Genomic DNA, 18588 nt, shown 5'->3' on the forward strand with positions numbered 1-18588 from the left:
CCTTGGTCAGAGCTTCACCGATTCCATTGCAGCCAGCGATCGATCGATCGCCTGATTGAGGGTCTTGTCCAGCCGCGTGCCCGCCGAGCCGGCCGCGACCACGGACAGCCGTGCAGCAAATCCCAGATGATAGTCTACGAACCATTCGGGATGCGGCTCGGGTTCCGGAATCGGCGGCCACCACGGGGGCAGCTTCGGTATCTTCGGTCGCGTCGGGCACCAATCGTCGAGGTCGCTCATCAACGCCTTGCTATCGAGCCCGCCTCGCTCGGCGGACCAGGCGGATCGGACGAATTCGTCCGCGATCGCGGCGCCCAGTTCGTGAGGCGGGAGCGGCTGAGGATTGAGTGCGATTTGCGCGAGCCGCCCCTGTGGTCCGCGCGGGATGACGTCATAAATGGCTGGAATGCGTTTACCGATAATGGCTAAGAGTTTCTTGCTCAATTGCATAAGACATTCTCCTGCTCAAATTAGTAACGTCGGCCGGTTTCGTCAGGCCGCAAGATGAGAATGCAAGTAAAAAGCAACTTCGTCTGTGAAGGGGGTCACGGAACGGTGTCGCAGACAATTGTGTCCCGTCGGATGCTTCCGCCGCCATTTACCAAATTTCGCGATATTTGCCGCTGTTTACCCTGTTTCGTCGAGATCTGCGTTATGGTTTCCGGGCCGTAGACGCCGAGACTTCGCATGGATGCCAGACCTGCCCGACAGGATCATATCGCGACACTAGACCTGTTGAGGCTGGCGGCGGCGTTGGCTGTGGTGTTCTTCCATTACTTCTTTCGCGGCGCGGCTGCCGAGGGCGCGCTGGCCGAGGGCTATCCGAGCGTGGCGCCGTTCGCCCTCTACGGCTATCTCGGCGTCAACCTGTTCTTCCTGATCAGCGGTTTCGTCATTGCCTGGTCGGCGGAAGGCCGCTTCTGGCAAGAGTTTGCGATCGCACGTTTCGTGCGCCTCTACCCCGGCTACCTCCTGTGCATGACGATCACCTTCGTCATCGTCATGGCTTTCGGCGCACCGCTGTTTTCAACTTCTCTCGGTCAATACGCTGCCAACCTGTCGATGTTTGCGCCGGCGCTCGGCCAGCCATTCATGGACGGCGTCTACTGGTCGATCCTGCTTGAACTGGTGTTCTACGGCTGGGTGACGCTCGCTCTGCTCGGTGGCGTTTTCCAGAAATGGAAGCTTGGGCTGATCTTCGTCTGGCTGGCGATCTCGGCGTCGAACGAGTTCTTCATCGAAAGCCGTGCGGCAAGGCTGCTGTTCATCACCGAATTCGGTCCGTTCTTTGCCGCCGGCGTACTCGTCCACCACATCCATGCGCATGGTCGCTCCCTGGCAGCCCTGCTGCTGCTTGGTGCGGCCTTCCTTCTGTCCTGCAGCACGTTGTCGGTGACGCAGCTGTGGATGCTCAGAGAATACGGCATTGCCGTTTCGCAGCCGCATCTGGTGATCGCCAACATCGTCATGCATTCCGTGCTGATCGGCGCGATCCTGCTGCGCAGCTATGTCGTGCCGTCCGCACTGACGCTGGCGCTGGGCGGGCTGACCTACCCGCTTTATCTCCTGCACCAGAAAATCGGCTATATCGCCATCAATACCGCCGCACCTTTGGTCGGCAAATGGGCTGCAGCGCTAGGCTGTGTCGCGCTCATGGTTCTGCTTTCCTGGGTGATCTGGCAGTATTTCGAACGGCCGGCCCAGCGCAGGGTGAATGCCTGGATCGGCGGCGCGCTCGATACCGCGCTGGCTCGGTTTCGCGGCAGGAGCGCACAGCCCGCGAAATGAGAAAGGGCGCCAGAGGGCGCCCTTTTTGCTTTGCGTTTCCTGGGCTTACTGCGGCAGTTTGTCGTCGACGCCCTTCACATAGAAGTTCATGCCGAGCAGCGTGCCGTCGTCGGCGACTTCGCCGTCCTTGAGCCAGGGCGTGCCGTCCTGCTTGGCGACCGGTCCGGTGAAGGGGTTCCAGCCTTCGGCGATCTTCTTGGTGGTTGCCTCGGCCATCGCCTTCACATCGTCCGGCATGTTGGTGAAGGGCGCCAGCTTGACGGCGCCATCCTTGATGCCCAGCCAGACATTGCCCGGCTTCCAGGTGCCGTCCAACGCCGCCTGCACGCGGCTGATGTAGTACGGGCCCCATTCGTCGGTGAGCGAGGTCAGCTGCGCGTTCGGCGCGAACTTGATCATGTCGGAGGACTGGCCGAAGCCGTGCAGCTTACGCTCCTCGGCCACCTGCAAGGCAGCGGTGGAATCGGTGTGCTGGACGATGATGTCGGCGCCCTGGTCAAACAGCGCCTTGGCGGCGTCGGCTTCCTTGCCCGGATCGAACCAGGAGTTCACCCAGACGATCTTGGCCTTGAAGTTCGGGTTGATCGACTGGGCGCCGAGCATGAAGGAGTTGATGCCCATCACCACTTCGGGGATCGGGAAGGAAACAATGTAGCCGGCAACCCCCGCCTTCGATTCCTTGGCGGCGATCTGGCCGAGCACATAGCGGCCTTCATAGAAGCGCGCATTGTAGATGCCGAGATTGTCGCCGGTCTTGTAGCCGGTGGCGTGCTCGAACATCACCTTCGGGAATTTCTTGGCAACCTTCACTTCCGGGTCCATGAAGCCGAAGGAGGTGCCGAAGATGATCTTGCAGCCCTCGCGCGCCAGACGCTCGAAAGCGCGGTCGGCGTCGGGGCCTTCCGAGACGTTTTCGAGGTAAGCGGTTTCGACCTTGTCGCCGAGCGCCTTTTCCACCTCGAGACGGCCCTGGTCATGCTGGTAGGAATAGCCGAAATCGCCGATCGGGCCGGTGTAGACCCAGCACGCTTTCAGCTTGTCGGCAGCTTGCGCCGACGCCGCCAGTGACATGGCGGCGGTCGTGGTCATCAACGCAATAAGCAGTTTTTTCATTGTGTTACCTCTCTGAGTTTAGCCTTGGAGCTTTCCCGTTTGTTTTTGTTGTCAACGATCCGGAACGAATGGCTGCCCCAAGGAAGCCGGCGTGTTCATCATCGTCAGACGCTTGTTGCGCGAGATTAGAACGAGAACCACGACGGTTGCCAGATAGGGCAGAGAAGAAAGCAGCTGCGAAGGCACCGGAATGCCAAAAGCCTGTGCATGAAGCTGGCCGATCCACACCGCGCCGAAGATGTAGGCGCCGGCCAGCACCCGCCACGGCCGCCAGGAGGCGAACACGACCAGCGCCAGCGCGATCCAGCCGCGGCCGGCGGTCATGTTCTCCACCCATTGCGGCGTGTAGACCAGCGACAGGTGACCGCCGGCAAGGCCGGCGCAGGCGCCGCCGAAGATGACGGCGAGATAACGGTAGCGGATAACCTTGATGCCGAGCGCATGCGCCGATGTGTGGCTGTCGCCGATCGAGCGCAGTGTCAGACCGGTGCGGGTCTTGAACAGGAACCACATGACGGCAGCCGTCAGTGCGATCGAGATGTAGAAGATCGGATCCTGGCCGAACAGCAGCCTGCCCACCACAGGAATGTCGGTGAGGACCGGGATGTAGAGGTTCGGCAGTCGCTCGCCGGGCTGGCCGACAAAGCTGGTCCCCATCATGCCGGAGAGGCCAAGGCCGAGCAGCGTCAGCGACAGGCCCGTCGCCACCTGGTTGGTGGCGAGCGACAGCGTCATGACCGCAAACAGCAGCGAGAATACCGCGCCCATGGCGATTGCCGCGAGCAGGCCGATCCAGGGCGATCCGGTGAGATAGCCGGCGCCGAAGCCGCCGACGGCGCCCATGATCATCATGCCTTCGACGCCGAGGTTGAGGACGCCGGAGCGCTCGACCACCAGTTCGCCGATGGCCGCGATCAGCAACGGCGTTGCCGCCGTGGCGATGGTCAAAAGGATGTTGACGGTGATGTCCATCAGCGGGCTTCCTTCAACTTCGGCGCAGCATCGAGTTTTGCAGCGCCCTTCGCCAGCGCCATGCCGACGAGACGAATGCGGTAGTGGATGAGGGTGTCGCAACCGAGGACGAAGAACAAAAGCATGCCCTGGAACACACGCGCCACCTTGTCGGAGATGCCGAGCGCGCTCTGCACCGCCTCGCCGCCGAGATAGGTCAGCGCCAGCACCAGGCCGGCGGCAACAATGCCGAGTGGGTTCAGCCGGCCAAGGAAGGCGACGATGATGGCGGTGAAGCCGTAGCCGGGCGAAATCACCGGCTGCAGCTGGCCGATGGCGCCGGAGACTTCAGAAATGCCGGCAAGCCCGGCCAGCGCCCCTGACAGCAGGAAGGCGAAGAAGACCATGCGGTTGAGGCCGAAGCCGGCGAAGCGCCCTGCCCGCGGGCTGGAGCCGAGCACGCGGACCTCAAAACCCTTGAGCAGGCGGCTCATCAGCACCCAGATCAGCACGGCGGCGACAAGCGCGAAGACAAAACCCCAATTGGCGCGGCCGGCATCCGGCATCAGCTCCGGCAAAACGGCCGAGTCGTTGAACTGGATCGTCTGCGGGAAACCGTGGCCCTGCGGATCGCGCCAGAGACCGCGCACCAGCCAGTCGAGGAAGAGCTGGGCGACATAGACCAGCATCAGGCTGGTCAGGATCTCGTTGGTGCCGAAGCGTGTCTTCAGCAGGGCCGGGATCGCTGCGTAGGCAGCGCCACCGACCATGCCGAACAACAGCATCAGCGGCAGCACGAGCGGGCCTTCGAAGCCAGGGAACAGCACCGGGATGGCCGAGCCGAAGATGCCGCCGAGGATAAACTGGCCTTCGGCGCCGATGTTCCAGATGTTGGCCTTGTAGCAGACCGACAGGCCGACCGCGATCAGGATCAAAGGTGCGGCCTTGATCGCCAACTCATGCAGCTGCCAGACCTGGCTGACCGGCTCGATGAAATAGATCCGGAATGCCGTCAACGGGTTGACGCCGAGCAGCGCGAACAGAATAGCGCCGGCAATCATCGTCAGGCCGAAGGCGATGAAGGGCGACAGCGCCGAAAACAGCATCGAGCGCTGCGGGCGTTTGACGAGTTCGAGGCGCATCATGCCGTCTCCAGCGTGTGTTCTGCGTGGCCGGGCTCGGCGCCGCCCATCAAAAGGCCAATCTTTTCGAACGTGGCCTCGGCAATTGGCAGCGGCTTTGACAGCTCGCCATTGTGCATGACCGCGATCGCATCCGAAATCTCGAACAGCTCGTCGAGGTCCTGGCTGATGACCAGAACCGCCGAGCCGCTGCGCGCAAGTTCGATCAGCGCCTGGCGGATATGGGCGGCAGCACCGGCGTCGACGCCCCATGTCGGCTGGTTGACCACCATGACAGCCGGGCTGCGGTCGAGCTCGCGGCCGACGATGAATTTCTGCAGATTGCCGCCGGAAAGGGCTGCGGCTTCCGGATCGGGCGCGCTCTTGCGCACGTCCATCGCCACGATGATGCGTTGGGCGGCGGCATAGACCGCACCGCTTTTGACTGCGCCGCCGGCGCCGACAAAAACCTTGCCGTCGGTGGCGTGGCGCGACAGCAGCAGGTTCTCAGAAAGCTTCATGCGCGGCGCCGCACCATGGCCGAGCCGTTCTTCCGGCACGAAGGCTGCCCCCATCAGCCGCCGGCCGGTGATCGACAGCGCGCCGGCATCCTTGCCGCGGATGCGCACGGAAGCGGCATCCTGCTGCAGCACCTCGCCGGAGACGGATTCGAAGAACTCGCCCTGGCCGTTGCCGGCGACACCGGCAATGCCGATCACCTCGCCGGCACGCACGTTGAGGTTGATGTTCTTCAGCGGGATCGAGAACGGCGTTGCCGGCTTGCGACTGAGCGCGCGGATCTCGAGCAGCGGCACGGCGGTCTCGATGCCTTCGGCTGGCGCGCGCACCACGGCTTTCACCTCGTTGCCGACCATCATGCGGGCCAGCGACGACGCGGTTTCCTCGCGCGGATTGCAGTGGCCGACGACCTTGCCGTGACGCAGTACGGTGGCGCGGTCGCAAATGCGCTTGACCTCTTCCAGCCGGTGCGAAATGTAGAGAATGGATTTGCCCTCCGAGCGCAGGCGCTCCAGCGTCTCGAACAATTTGTCGGCTTCCTGCGGCGTCAGCACCGAGGTCGGCTCGTCGAGGATGATGAGCTGCGGCGTCTGCAAGAGGCAGCGGATGATCTCGATGCGCTGGCGTTCGCCGACCGAGAGATCGCCGACCAGCGAGTCCGGGTCGAGCGGCAGCCCGTAGCTGAAGGAAAGCGCCCTCGCCTTGGCGGCGATCGAGCTGATCGGCGAGCCGTCATCCAGCGACAGCGCGATGTTCTCGGCCGCGGTCAGCGCCTCGAACAGCGAAAAGTGCTGGAACACCATGCCGATGCCGAGCTTCTTCGCCATGCCCGGGCTGGAGATTCGCACCGCCTCGCCGTTCCAGAAGATCTCGCCGGAATTGGGCTCCAGCGAACCGAACAGCATCTTGACCAGCGTCGACTTGCCGGCGCCGTTTTCGCCGAGCAGCGCGTGTATCTCGCCCTTGGCGATGTTGAGGTCGATATGATCGCACGCAGTCAACGTGCCGAATATCTTGGTCAGGCCACGAACCTCAAGCAGGTTCGCTCCATCATGATCTGCACTCACAGTGCCTCCCATCCGGTTTCCGGATATGTTCTGTGTTCCCGAAAGCATCGTATGCGCTGGCTGCTCTCGTGCGAAAGCAGCACCCACCTTGAAAGAGCTTCAAGAATTTCAGCGGAAACTCAAGGGGTAAAGATAAGTCTGTTTCACGCAAGAAAGTATCCGGCCGGTTCTTCGTGCAAACAGCGCCCGGCGCCGCGGCAAAGCGTTGAAAAACTGGGCAAATTCCCCTCAGGGGACCAGAATGGTGGTGCCAGTCGTCTTGCGGGCTTCGAGATCGGCCTGCGCCTTGCCGGCATCCTTCAGCGCATAGCGCTGGTTGATCTGGATTTTGACCGCGCCGCTCAGCACCACGTCGAAGAGTGCTGCAGCCGAAACTTCGAGGTCCTCGCGCTTTGCATTGTAGACGAACAGCGTCGGCCTGGTGACGAACAGCGATCCCTTCTGCGCCAGGAGCGACATTGAAAATGGCGGGATCGGCCCCGAGGACTGGCCGAACGCGACGAACATGCCGAGCGGCCGCAAACAATCGAGCGAAGCGGGGAATGTGTCGTTGCCGACCGAATCGTAGACGACGTCGCATTTTTTGCCGCCGGTGATTGCGGCGACGCCGGCGACGAAATCCTGCTCCCTGTAGTTGATGACGTGGTCGAAGCCATGCGCCTTGGCGATCTCGATCTTGTCGGTCGAGCTCGCCGTGCCGATGACGGTCGCGCCGAGATGTTTCGCCCATTGTCCCAGGATCAGGCCGACGCCGCCGGCGGCGGCGTGGAACAGGATGGTGTCGCCCGCTTTCACCTTGAAGGTGCGACGCAGGAGATACTCCGCCGTCATGCCTTTCAGCATCATGCCGGCGGCCTGCTCGTCGCTGATGCCGTCCGGCACCTTGACCACGCGGTCGGCGGCGACGACGCGCTGTTCGGCATAGGCGCCGACATTGACGGCATAGGCGATGCGATCGCCCGGCTTCAGCCAGTCGACGCCAGTGCCAACCGCCAGCACGACGCCGGCCGCTTCGCCGCCCGGGATCAGCGGGAAGCCGCCGGGTGGCGGATAGAGGCCGGTGCGATGATAGACATCGATGAAATTGAGGCCAATCGCCGTGTGCCTGACCAGGATCTGCCCGGCGCCGGGCTGCCCCGGATCGGCATCCTCATAGGCCAGGACTTCCGGACCGCCATGGGCGTGGATACGGATCGCTTTGGACATTTCTGGGCTTTCCTGCGGGTCAGGTTTTCTTGCTGTCAGTCGCTTTTGTTGGCGGCTTGGCGCCGAGCTTTGGGAAGAACTGCATGATACCGCCGATGCAGGCGAGGTAAAGCCCGGTGACGGTAATGCCGACCTTGGTGAAGATACTGACCTGTTCGCCCAGAACACCGATCTGGTCGTAGAAGGCGGCAAGGGCCGCCTGCGCCAGCGCCAGAGCGCCGAAAGCGCACCACAGTAGCGTCATGCCGAGATTGATTGGCCGCAGCCGCACCACCCGCACCGGATGGATGAAATTGATCGGCACGAAGGTCAGGATGCCGGCCGCCACGACGACGCCAAAGGACACCCATTGCCCTGGCTCGATGACGAACAGCGTGAACACCACCATGTTCCAGACCACCGGAAACCCTTTGAAGAAGTTCTCCTTCGTCTTCATGCCGGTGTCGGCATAATAGATGGCGCTGGACACGACGATGATGGCCGCCGACAGGAACGACAGCCGCTCCCCCATGAAGCCGCGCTGGTAGAGCGCGAAGGCCGGGATCAGCACATAGGTGACATAGTCGATGATGTTGTCGAGGAGTTCGCCCGACCAGGTCGGCAGTATCTCCTTGACCTCGAGCTTTCGGGCGATCGGGCCGTCGATACCATCGACGAAAAGCGCCAGACCCAGCCACCAGAACATCGCTGTCCAGCGCTCCTCGCTTGCCGCCACCAGCGACAGGAAGGCCAAGAACGAGCCCGACGCGGTGAGCAGATGCACCGAGAACGCGCGCGCCTGCGGCCAGGTGACCTTCTTCTTCGGCCTCGGAATCCGGTCGGCGATCTTTTTGGCGGCGTTCCTGGCGGTTGTGTTCTTGCTCACGGGCCCCGCCAATCCAGCTTGCAGATTTCGGCCGAGCGGCCGGCGAAATTCCAGTTGCGGCCGAAAGCACGCATCTTGCTCTTGTCGGACCTGGCCACGATGATCTCCGGCGCGATCCAGTATTCCGAATTGCTGATCACGGTGTCCTTCTCGCGATCCTTGCCGGGAATCGGTGTCACCGCCCCGTCGATGATCTTCGGTATCTGGAAAATGCGGGTCTTGTCACGCGTCTCGTAGGTGATCGGCACCTGCTCGACGCCGAGGAACTTGCCGACAAGGATAGACAGCAGCGACGTGGTTCCGCCGGCCTTGCCAGTGAAGATTTTGGTCAACGCCTTCACCGCGTAGACCGACGCACGCTTGTCGATGAACAGGCCCGCCGTCCAGTTGCCGCGGCTCATATAGCCGGGGATTTCCATGACCAGTCCGAGATTGAGACCGGACAGGTCGACCTCGCCGAAATGGCCGGCATCGATGCGAAAACCCGCCCATGTCTGGCAATAGCCCTCTGTCGGCGGATGGCTGCCAAGCGACAGCACACATGGGCAAAAAACCGTGCAATTACAGGAGAGTACGAGCTCTCCTTTCATTGCCCAGCCTTGCTCTGCCATTGAATTTTCCCCCGTCATGCCGAGACTACTAGCAGGGCGACTGCCCAGACAAGCAGTATCGCACCGGCCACCCGGCCAGGAAGCCTGCCGGTGGTCTGTTTTTCGATCAAAGTGAACAGGCCGATCAGCGCCATCCAGAACACGTTCATCGTGCCGACGGCAAACATCACCAGCATCAGCGCCCAGCAGCAGCCCAGGCACCACAGGCCCTGCTTCAGCCCGAGCCGGAAAATGCGGCTGGGCTTGGCGCTCCAGTTGGAAAACAGGGTAGCGAAGGGATTCCGGCATTTTGTCAGGCAGGCCTGCTTGAGGCTGCTGAACTGGTAGAGGCCGGCCACCAGCAAAGCGGCAGCCGCGGCAAGGCCGGTCACCGGATCGAGCAATCGTCCGGACGAGGCGAATGTGTGGACGATCAACGTCAGCACCGGAAAGCCGGCCGAGGCGACCAGCCATGTACAGAGGTAGCCGGCAACCAGGGCGAGCGGGTGGGCCACCGGTTCGCCCTTGATGCGGGCGGTGTCGGCGATTTCGCAATACGTGCGGATCATAGGCGCTGCCGACGGCAGCATCGCCGCCACGGCCATCAGGAACCACATGGCGATCAGTGCCAGAAATTGTGCGCCGCCGCCGGCATCGAGCGGTGCGGGCGTCAGGCACAGGCCGAAGAAGCGGTCGAGAAAATCCGGCAGCGGCAGCTGCGGCAGATAGCGCAACACCACATCACCCGGTGCGCCGGCGCCGGGAAGCCGGCCTTCGGCGCCGCGGATCGCCATGGCGCCGAGAATGAACCATGCGAGCAGAATGCCGCCGCCGATGGCGATGTTGACCGTCAGCCGGGGATGGCGGGCAAGGCCTGCCGTGGCGCGGCCGGCGCGGTCGAGATGGCTGAAATCGTCCTGCTGGCCGGTCATGGCAATCGAATGAGCCTAATCGCCGCGTTGATCAAGCCGCATGGTCTGACCTATATCCATGGACAGACAGGATGGACCTGCATCGCAAACTGGAAGTCCAATTTGGATCATCGCGAGACAGCACGGATACTGGTTGCCGGCAGCGGCCCTGCAGGGCTGATCGCGGCGCTCGGTTTTGCCGAGGCGGGATTTCCCGTGACTCTCATCGGACCCGAGGCGGGCGGCCCCGATGGCCGGACGACGGCGCTGATGAACCCTGCCCTCAAGATTCTCGATCGGCTGGGCGTGCTGGCCGACATCAGGCCAAAAGCCGCGCCGCTGAAGGTGATGCGCATCGTCGATGCTACAAGCCGGCTGATCCGCAGCCCGGTGGTCACCTTTCGCGCCACGGAGATCGGCGAGGAACAGTTCGGGCTCAACGTGCCCAACAGTGCGCTCAATCCTGCTCTGGCCAGGGCCGTCGCCGTGCATTCCGGCATCGAATGGCTGAAGGTGATGGTTGAGAGCTGGCGTCTGGACGCCGGCGGGGCACATGCCGTTCTGGCGGATGGCCGCGAAATTTCCGCATCGCTGGCGGTCGCTGCCGATGGGCGCCTGTCGCCGGCGCGCGAGGCGGCTGGTATAGCCGCGTCGGTGCGATCCTATCCGCAGGCGGCACTTGTGCTGAATTTCGGCCACCGCAGCGAACACGGCTTCACCTCGACAGAATTCCACACCGAAACCGGTCCGTTCACCCAGGTGCCACTGCCCGGCAACCGCTCCAGCCTTGTCTGGGTGGTGAAACCGGAAACGGCAAAAGACCTTGCCGCACTCGATGACGTGACACTTTCCGAGCGTGTCGAACAGCAGATGCAGTCGATGCTGGGCCGGGTGTCGGTCGAGCCCGGCCGGCAGATCTACCCGCTGTCGGCGGCATCACCAGGGCGCTTCGCACAAAACCGGGTGGCGCTGGTCGGCGAGGCGGCACATGTGTTTCCGCCTATCGGTGCCCAAGGCCTCAACCTCGGCATCAGGGACATCGACGATCTGATTGGAATCGCTGGCGAAAATCGCAGCGATCCTGGCGACGCGAAGGCTCTCGCAGCCTATGATTCCCGGCGCCGTCCCGATATTCTGGCGCGCAGCGGGGCAGTCAATCTGCTCAACATGTCGCTGCTGTCGGACATGCTGCCGGCGCAGATGGCGCGCAGCGCCGGGCTCAATGTGCTCGGCAGTTTCGCGCCGCTGCGCGCCTTCTTCATGCGCGAGGGCTTGAGGCCGGGCAGCGGCTTTGCAGCACTTACTGGCCTAGGGAAACAGGTCCGGCGGTAATATTCCGTGCCCGATCATGTAGAGCAGCCGGTCAGACATTTTTGCCCTGGCCCGAAAACCCTGGACCGGGCTAGCCCGTAGCTTCACAAGGCGTCAAGCGCTTCGGCATTGAATTGGACCACCGTCTGCGCCAGATAGTGTCGGATACCAGCCCTAAAGTCGGGCTCGATTTTTGGTGACGGCGTGTGTAAATTCAAAGCCTTAGAGCGCGTGCCGTGCATTCCAGGGGACGCCGGGCGCTTCAGGGCTTAGTGGTGAGTATGATGAAAACAGCCAAATTCTCGATCGGACAGGTGGTTCGCCACAGGCTGTTTCCGTTTCGCGGCATCATTTTCGATGTCGATCCGCAATTCGCCAACACCGACGAATGGTACGAGGCGATCCCGGCCGATGTGCGACCGCGCAAGGACCAGCCGTTCTATCATCTGCTCGCCGAGAATTCGGAAACCGAATACATCGCCTATGTGTCCGAACAGAACCTGCTCGAGGATCAATCGGGCGAGCCGGTCCGGCATCCGCAGATCCGCGAGATGTTCGACAAGCGGCCGGACGGACGCTACGAGCCGAAACGCCAGTCGAGACATTGACTGCATCCTGAACGGGGCAACAAAAAAGCGGGGCAATGCCCCGCTTTTTGTATTTTGGAATTTTCCCGAGATCAGTTGGCGGCCTTGGCCTTGTCCTGCTCGTCCTTGAGCTTCTTGGCAAAATCCTGGTTGTTCTTGGCAACGAAGTCCTGAAGCTTCTTCTGCCGGTCTTCGATATCGGACTGCTGCAGCGGGGGGCCGTCATAGGCGCCGCTGAAGCCGGTCAAGGCGACCTTGATCGGATTCGGCTGGTTCTGGAAGTTGACCGAAGTGAGCGTGATCGCCTGGCCCTTCTTGAAGGAAGCGACGAGCGTGTCGGTCAGCGGCACTTCGGCCACGCAACGATCAGGGAAGCAGATGACATAATCGAGCTTCTGCGCCTTGCCGGTGTCGATCTGCAGGCCGATGCCGGGAGGCACCAGACGTCCGGTCGGAACCGTCACCTGGAACACCTTGCGGTTCACCTTGCCCTTCAGCTCGATCAGGCTGACGCCGGTGACCAGCTGGCCGTTGCCCGCGGTGACGATGTTCTGGACATTGCAGATGTCGACGTCTTCCTGCTTGGTGCAGGCCTTGAACCAGCCCTGCGGAATCTGCTGCTGCTGTTGTGCCGAAGCAGAGAGAAGTCCGGCGCCCAGAAAGCCGACCACGCCCGCGGCAATGACCGAAAGGCGGTATGCGTTGCTGTTCAGGCTCGTCATGTCGTGCACTTCCTCTCAAATGATCCCGGAACCGGCTTCTTCGCGCCGCGTGGTCCAGCTACCTGTTGCCGAATTGAGGCAACAGGATGACTTCGGAGCGCGTGTTACACCGCATGCGCAGCCGAATCCAGCCCGGCGCCTGCGATTCTTGGCTGTGCCATTTGGGTCGTGCGATTTGGGCTGACGTATCTGGCCGGAGCGCCGCGGCGCCATGCTAGGGTGCACTCCGAATCATCAAGCCGCCCAGTAAGGAGACGGTCATGGGCCGCGTTCTTGTTTGGCTGATCGCCGCGATCTCGTTTCTCGCCTTTTCACTTCAGCCCGCAATGTCGGAGCCGAAACATGCTATCGCCATGCAGGGCGAGCCGGCGCTGCCGGCCGACTACACCCATTTCGACTACGCCAATCCCGATGCGCCGAAGGGTGGCAACATCACCTATTGCGTCGTCGGCAGCTTCGACAATCTCAACCCGTTCATTCTGAAGAGCCTGCGCACCACGGCACGCGGCATGATGGATCTCAACTACGGCAACCTGGTTTTCGAGCCGTTGATGACGCGCAATTATGACGAGGCCTTCAGCCTCTATGGCCTGCTCGCCGACAGCGCCGACATGGATCCCGAGCGCAAGTCGATAGAGTTCCATCTCAACCCTGACGCAAAATGGTCTGATGGCGAGCCGGTGACACCGGAGGATGTGCTGTTCACCTACGATGTCTTTACCGACAAGGGCCGCCCGCCTTACAGGGATCGCATGAGCCTGATCGCCAAGCTCGAAAAGACCGGCGATCACAGCGTGCGCTTTACCTTCAATGACAAGGCCAACCGCGAGACGCCGCTGATTATCGCGCTGACGCCGATCATCCCGAAGCATGCCTTCAACAAGGACACGTTCGACAAGACGACGCTGAAGCCGGTGATTGGCAGCGGGCCCTACACAGTCGACAAGATACAGCCGGGGCAACGCATCGTCTTCAAGCGCAACCCGAATTACTGGGGCAAGAACCTCCCCTCCAAGCGCGGCTTCGACAATTACGACCAGATCACCATCGAGTACTTCCTCAACGCCAATGCCAAGACGGAAGCGTTCAAGAAAGGCATCTGCGCCATCTATGATGAGGGCGATCCGATCAAGCGCGAGCGCGACATCGATTTTCCCGCGTTCCACCGAGGCGAGGTGATTGCCGAGACCTTCGACACTGGCATACCGCCAGTGGTGACCGGGTTTCTGTTCAACACCAGGCTGGAGAAGTTTTCCAATCCGGTGGTGCGGCGCGCGCTCGGCATGCTCTACGACTTCGAATGGGCCAACAAGAACCTGTTTGGCGGCAAATACACACGCACGATGAGCTATTGGCAGAATTCCGAACTGTCCGCGCTCGGCCATCCCGCCTCCGACAGGGAGAAGGCGCTGCTGGCGCCCTACCCCGGACGCGTGCCGGCCGATGTCATGGACGGCACCTGGCGACCGCCGGTGAATGACGGCACGGGCCAGGACCGGAAGGTGCTGAAGGTGGCTTTCGACCTGCTGAAGAGCCAGGGCTACGCCGTCAAGGACGGCGTCCTGCTGGATCCCAAAGGAAGCCCCTTCGGTTTCGAAATCCTGACCGCCTCGCAGGACGAGGAGCGCTTTGCCGCCATCTATCAGCGCACGCTGGAGAAGATCGGCATCACGGTGACCATCCGCAGCCTCGAAGCCGACCAGATCCAGTCGCGCAAGCAGCGTTTCGATTTCGAGGTGCTGATCGGGTCGAGCGGTTTCAGCAACTCGCTGTCGCCCGGCATCGAGCAGAGTTTTCGCTGGGGTTCTTCAGAAGCCAAGAGGGAAGGTTCGTTCAACCTGGCCGGCGTCGCCGATCCAGCGGTGGATGCTGCGATCGATGCGATGCTGAGAGCGCGGACCAAGGAGGATTACGTCGCTGCGGTGCGCGTCCTCGACCGATTGCTCATCTCCGGCAACTATATGGTGCCGATGCAGTACAACGCGCAGCAATGGCTCGCTTACTGGAATTATCTGGACCATCCGAAAAAGACGCCCATATTCGGTTATCAATGGCCGACCTGGTGGCGCAAAGCGAACTGAGTATGATCCCGAAAAGTGGTTACCGGTTTTCTCGGACAAACGGAAAACCGTTTTGTCCAGAGATCGCTCAAAGATGTGTTCGCGGCAGGAGATCGAGATGAGCGAAGACAATTCCATTACCGTCGACGTGGTTTCCGATGCCGTTTGCCCCTGGTGCTTCATCGGCCAGAAGCGGCTCGACAAGGCGATCGCCGCTGCCGGCGACATTGAGGTGCATGTGCGCTGGCGGCCGTTCCAGCTCGATCCGACCATTCCGCCCGGAGGCAAAGACCGGCGCGCATACATGCTAGCCAAATTCGGCAGCGAGGAGCGTATCCGCCAGATGCATGCGCGCATCGAGCCGCTCGGCGAAGCCGAGGGGATCAACTTCGCCTTCGACGCCATCAAGGTCGCAGCCAACACGCTGGACGCGCATCGCGTCATCCGCTGGGCCGGTGCAGCCGGCGAAGCCGTGCAGAACCGCTTGGTGCGCCGGCTGTTCCAATTGTATTTCGAGGAAGGCGTCAATATCGGCGATCACGCGGTGCTGATCGAAGCCGCCCGCGAGGCCGGCATGGACGCTGCCGTGGTCGAAACGCTGTTGCCGACCGACGCCGACGTCGAGGCGGTGCGCACGGAAATCGCCACGGCATCGCGAATGGGTATCACCGGCGTGCCGTGCTTCCTGCTTGAAGGCAAATACGCCGTCATGGGCGCGCAGGACGCCGACACGCTGGCCGACGCCATCCGCCAGGTCGCCGCCGCAAAGGCCAAGGGCGAGCTTGAAAAGGTGGGCTAAGCCTACTTTACGTTCACCTTGGCCTTGCTGACGAAGAAGCTATGGCCGTTGTTGCCCGTGCAGGTCAGTCCCTTGGTTGACGACTGGCAGGTAAACGGCCCTTTGCTCCAGCTGTTGCCATAGGCCAGCTTGGCGACATCGCTGCAGCAGCCGTGCTCACCCGGATTCTTGATCAATGTCGCCGGCCCGTTCGGCCCGAGGATCACGGTGACGTAGCTGGGCTCGACGCGCGAACAGCTCAGTTCCGGACCGCCATCCTGCGGCTGGTAGGTGCTGGTGCCGCCCTTGGGCGTGTAAATGCAGCCGATGTTGCCGGAGGGCGTGTTGAACTCGATTTGGCCCTCGGCGCTCGCGGGAATGGTCTGGTTGCCGGCATGCGCCAGAGACAGAAAGGCAAAGAGCGACAGGATTGCTGGGGCGGCTGCGCGTGCAAGCATTGGGAGATTCCTTGTTGGAGAACCGGGTATGCATGGGTGCCGACAGTGCCGCGCAAGGTTCAACCGGCGGCGTATGAATTGTCAAATCTTGTTGAGCGGCAGCTAAAGCGCGCCTGGTCGAGCATGTCCGCTTCACCAGCGGCGAAACGGTGATCGACAACTATGACGCCGCCGCCAAGACCATTTCCGGGGCACTTCTCGGCTTCGGGAAAGGATGATTCGGGCAAACCCGAAGTGATCACAGACGGCAAATTTCCGGTGTTCCCGTCAGCCCGCGGTAGGAAAACCGGCCAATCGGCAAGGTCGATCGGTTCACGATGCCGTGAATCCCGCTTCCCCAAGGGAAGCTTTTCGCACATCTCGGCGTTCTCACAAAACATTGAAACCAAACGGGATATTTGGCCTGGAGACAACTGTCTCCACGCACCACCTGTTGCCTCAAGGCAACGGCGCGTGGGCTGCCTCACATTCGTCGCGATAAAATTAATAGAAAATGATCAATTGGTGTTACTATCCGTAACAAAACTAAAAAAGGTTTGGGCGGGATTGTGATTCAGGTCGACAGACCGCGACGTTCAATATCGGCACTTTGGAACCGCGACGCCGCCGCTGGCCTGTCGCCCCTGACGCCAGTATCGTCGATGCGGACCTTCTGGGGACTGATGCGGGCCTACTGGTTCTCGGACCGGTGGAAGGAAGCCTGGACCCTGACGCTGGTGATAGCCTTATTTACAGCGCTCTCCAGCCAGGCCGACGTCTGGTTCACCGTGGCGGCGGGCGAACTGGCGGCCTCAATCGCTTTTTTCCACGACGCCGCGAATACCACACCGCTTGAATCAGTGCTGACCAATGCCGGCCTGCTTGTGCTGTTGGTCGTGCTCAAGGATATGGGCATCACAGGTATCTGCAAGTTTGTATCGGCGACATTGCATCGCAAATGGCGCGCCTGGCTAAACAGCCGCTTCAACGAGGCGCTGCTCGACCCCAACCATTCACACTACCACGCTCAGCACGGCTCGTCCGGTACGGCAGCGCCCGACAACATCGACCAGCGCGTGCAGGAATCGATCAAGGATATGACAGGCGGCGCCATCGGGCTTGCCATGGGCGTATTCGGTGTCTTCACCTCGTTCTACTTTGTTGGCGGCGCATTGCTGAAAAACTCGGTGGAGGTCACGGGTCTCGAGTTCCTGGGAGCCTATGGCAGCGCCGCCCTTGCCCTCGTGGCAGTCGTCATTTACGTGCCGTTCAACACTTGGATCGCGATCAAACTCGGCGGTATGCTGGAGTGGCTCAACATCAGGATGCAGAAGGCCGAAGGCAGCTATCGCAGTGAGCTGATCACGTTATTGCGCCGCAGCTTCCATGTGGCGGCGTCGCAAGGCGAGGACGTGCAGAAGACGATACATGGCCGGCTCTATCTCGACATCGACAGCACTTGGTCGAAGTTCAATATCGTCAACACCATCTATGCGGGATTCGAATCGGTCTATAACTTTGTCGGTGCCAAAGTTGTCGCCTATGGACCTGGTCTGGTGCCGTTCATCCACAACGGTGTCGACCTCAAGGGTTACATAACCGGTTCCGAGCAAGTCAACGCGCTGATCAGCAAGTGTTCGTGGTTCATCCATGTTATGCCGAGTCTCGCCACGTTGCGCGCCAACAGCCAGCGCGTCATCGAATTGGCGCAGGCGATCGAGAACGTCCAGCAGCCGCAGGAATTCTACAGCCAGACCGGCCAGTCCGACTTCCACTATGCCAGCCAGAACCCGGTCTTCGGCCTGACCATCCAGAAGCTCGAACTGGCGCATCAGGGCGAAGACGCGACGCCGTTCCTGAGTGCGGCCAATCTGCGTTTCCGGCGCGGCGAGTGGACATTCCTCAAAGGCGAGTCCGGCTCCGGCAAGACTTCGCTGATCAAGGCGATCAACGGCCTGTGGCCCTATGGCCGCGGCACCATCGTCTTTCCCGAGGGGATCAGGAGCTTCTATGCCGCCCAGGAGGTCAAGCTGCAGCAGGTGTCGCTGAAGCAGCTGGTATGCCTGCCCGGCTCCGAGCAGGACTATGGCGATACCCAGGTGGCGTCGGCACTGCACAAGGCCGGCCTTGGCGACTTCATCGAACACATGGCCGATGAAAGCCGCGAAGGAAAGGTCTGGGATCAGGTTTTGTCTGGCGGGCAAAAACAGAAGCTGGTGGTGGCCCGCATCGTGCTGCAGCAGCCGGGGCTGCTGTTCCTCGACGAGGCGACCGGGGCGCTCGATCCGGAAGGCAAGATTGCTTTCCACCAGGCGATCAAGGACAATTGTCCCGATGTCACGGTGATCAGCGTCATGCATGAGGCGGTGGCGCCACGTTCGCTCTCGGGAGCCGAATTCTACCACAGCGTGGTCGCGATCGCCGACGCCGTCGCCACCAAGAAGCCGCTGGTTCCGAGCCTGCCGCGCGAACTCACCACCATCCTGGCGCAGCCACGACCGGTCGAAGACAAATGGCTGCGTTTTTCGCGCCGGCTGAAGCAGAAATAGCAGTCACACCAAG

The 18588-nt window shown here is 61.6% G+C and carries 17 protein-coding genes; 6 read left to right on the plus strand and 11 right to left on the minus strand.

Annotation, left to right across the window (positions count from 1 at the left end; translation table 11 throughout):
* Positions 1-6: 6 nt before the first annotated feature.
* The gene (locus tag AC1D1N_RS13255) at positions 7-450 is read right to left on the minus strand and encodes a hypothetical protein (protein WP_112561741.1); all 444 of its coding nucleotides are present in this window, start codon (positions 448-450) and stop codon (positions 7-9) included.
* Positions 451-687: 237 nt separating this feature from the next.
* Between AC1D1N_RS13255 and AC1D1N_RS13260 the strand changes: the two genes are divergently transcribed.
* Positions 688-1788 (plus strand): acyltransferase family protein, encoded by a 1101-nt coding sequence (locus AC1D1N_RS13260; protein ID WP_477348996.1) that lies wholly within the window; start codon positions 688-690, stop codon positions 1786-1788.
* A 45-nt stretch (positions 1789-1833) separates the two neighbouring features.
* Here the strand turns inward: AC1D1N_RS13260 and AC1D1N_RS13265 are convergent, their stop codons facing one another.
* From AC1D1N_RS13265 to AC1D1N_RS13300, 8 genes are all read right to left on the minus strand, one after another.
* Positions 1834-2901: a BMP family ABC transporter substrate-binding protein gene (locus AC1D1N_RS13265; protein WP_477348998.1), complete on the minus strand. Its 1068-nt coding sequence runs from the start codon at positions 2899-2901 to the stop codon at positions 1834-1836.
* Between the two features lie 51 nt (positions 2902-2952).
* Positions 2953-3873 carry an ABC transporter permease gene (locus tag AC1D1N_RS13270; protein ID WP_142865655.1) on the minus strand — a complete coding sequence of 307 codons (921 nt, stop codon included), beginning with the start codon at positions 3871-3873 and terminating at the stop codon, positions 2953-2955.
* Positions 3873-4997 (minus strand): ABC transporter permease, encoded by a 1125-nt coding sequence (locus AC1D1N_RS13275; protein ID WP_477349000.1) that lies wholly within the window; start codon positions 4995-4997, stop codon positions 3873-3875. The genes AC1D1N_RS13270 and AC1D1N_RS13275 overlap by 1 nt, the downstream gene beginning before the upstream one ends.
* Positions 4994-6571 carry an ABC transporter ATP-binding protein gene (locus tag AC1D1N_RS13280; protein ID WP_477349002.1) on the minus strand — a complete coding sequence of 526 codons (1578 nt, stop codon included), beginning with the start codon at positions 6569-6571 and terminating at the stop codon, positions 4994-4996. Before AC1D1N_RS13280 ends, AC1D1N_RS13275 begins: the two co-directional genes overlap by 4 nt.
* A 216-nt stretch (positions 6572-6787) precedes the next feature.
* On the minus strand, positions 6788-7765 hold the full coding sequence (locus AC1D1N_RS13285; protein WP_477349004.1) for a quinone oxidoreductase family protein: 978 nt from the start codon (positions 7763-7765) through the stop codon (positions 6788-6790).
* 19 nt (positions 7766-7784) lie between these two features.
* Positions 7785-8630 carry a phosphatidylcholine synthase gene (gene pcsA, locus AC1D1N_RS13290; protein ID WP_352558982.1) on the minus strand — a complete coding sequence of 282 codons (846 nt, stop codon included), beginning with the start codon at positions 8628-8630 and terminating at the stop codon, positions 7785-7787.
* Positions 8627-9241: a DUF1326 domain-containing protein gene (locus AC1D1N_RS13295; protein ID WP_142865660.1), complete on the minus strand. Its 615-nt coding sequence runs from the start codon at positions 9239-9241 to the stop codon at positions 8627-8629. The genes pcsA and AC1D1N_RS13295 overlap by 4 nt, the downstream gene beginning before the upstream one ends.
* A gap of 14 nt (positions 9242-9255) precedes the next feature.
* Positions 9256-10152 carry a DUF2182 domain-containing protein gene (locus tag AC1D1N_RS13300; protein ID WP_477349006.1) on the minus strand — a complete coding sequence of 299 codons (897 nt, stop codon included), beginning with the start codon at positions 10150-10152 and terminating at the stop codon, positions 9256-9258.
* 102 nt (positions 10153-10254) lie between these two features.
* Here AC1D1N_RS13300 and AC1D1N_RS13305 point away from each other — a divergent pair, with 102 nt between their 5' ends.
* Together AC1D1N_RS13305 and hspQ are read left to right on the plus strand one after the other, a co-directional pair.
* Positions 10255-11463: a UbiH/UbiF family hydroxylase gene (locus AC1D1N_RS13305; protein WP_477349503.1), complete on the plus strand. Its 1209-nt coding sequence runs from the start codon at positions 10255-10257 to the stop codon at positions 11461-11463.
* 263 nt (positions 11464-11726) lie between these two features.
* The gene (gene hspQ / locus AC1D1N_RS13310) at positions 11727-12050 is read left to right on the plus strand and encodes a heat shock protein HspQ (protein ID WP_352558988.1); all 324 of its coding nucleotides are present in this window, start codon (positions 11727-11729) and stop codon (positions 12048-12050) included.
* Positions 12051-12121: 71 nt separating this feature from the next.
* Here hspQ and AC1D1N_RS13315 read toward each other — a convergent pair whose 3' ends face one another.
* A complete protein-coding gene (locus AC1D1N_RS13315; RefSeq protein WP_112561729.1) occupies positions 12122-12751 on the minus strand; it encodes an invasion associated locus B family protein in 630 nt (209 codons plus the stop codon).
* A gap of 260 nt (positions 12752-13011) precedes the next feature.
* On the opposite strand from AC1D1N_RS13315, the gene AC1D1N_RS13320 reads away from it, so the two are divergent.
* Both AC1D1N_RS13320 and AC1D1N_RS13325 read left to right on the plus strand, forming a co-directional pair.
* Positions 13012-14832 (plus strand): extracellular solute-binding protein, encoded by a 1821-nt coding sequence (locus AC1D1N_RS13320; protein ID WP_436259998.1) that lies wholly within the window; start codon positions 13012-13014, stop codon positions 14830-14832.
* Positions 14833-14929: 97 nt separating this feature from the next.
* The gene (locus AC1D1N_RS13325) at positions 14930-15610 is read left to right on the plus strand and encodes a DsbA family oxidoreductase (protein WP_477349009.1); all 681 of its coding nucleotides are present in this window, start codon (positions 14930-14932) and stop codon (positions 15608-15610) included.
* A 2-nt stretch (positions 15611-15612) separates the two neighbouring features.
* Here the strand turns inward: AC1D1N_RS13325 and AC1D1N_RS13330 are convergent, their stop codons facing one another.
* Positions 15613-16047, minus strand: coding sequence for a hypothetical protein (locus AC1D1N_RS13330; protein WP_436259996.1), 435 nt, complete (start codon positions 16045-16047; stop codon positions 15613-15615).
* A 641-nt stretch (positions 16048-16688) separates the two neighbouring features.
* On the opposite strand from AC1D1N_RS13330, the gene AC1D1N_RS13335 reads away from it, so the two are divergent.
* Positions 16689-18575, plus strand: coding sequence for an ABC transporter ATP-binding protein/permease (locus AC1D1N_RS13335; RefSeq protein ID WP_436259995.1), 1887 nt, complete (start codon positions 16689-16691; stop codon positions 18573-18575).
* The last annotated feature ends 13 nt before the right edge of the window (positions 18576-18588 follow it).

It is taken from the genome of Mesorhizobium sp. P2_B5 (assembly GCF_056404775.1).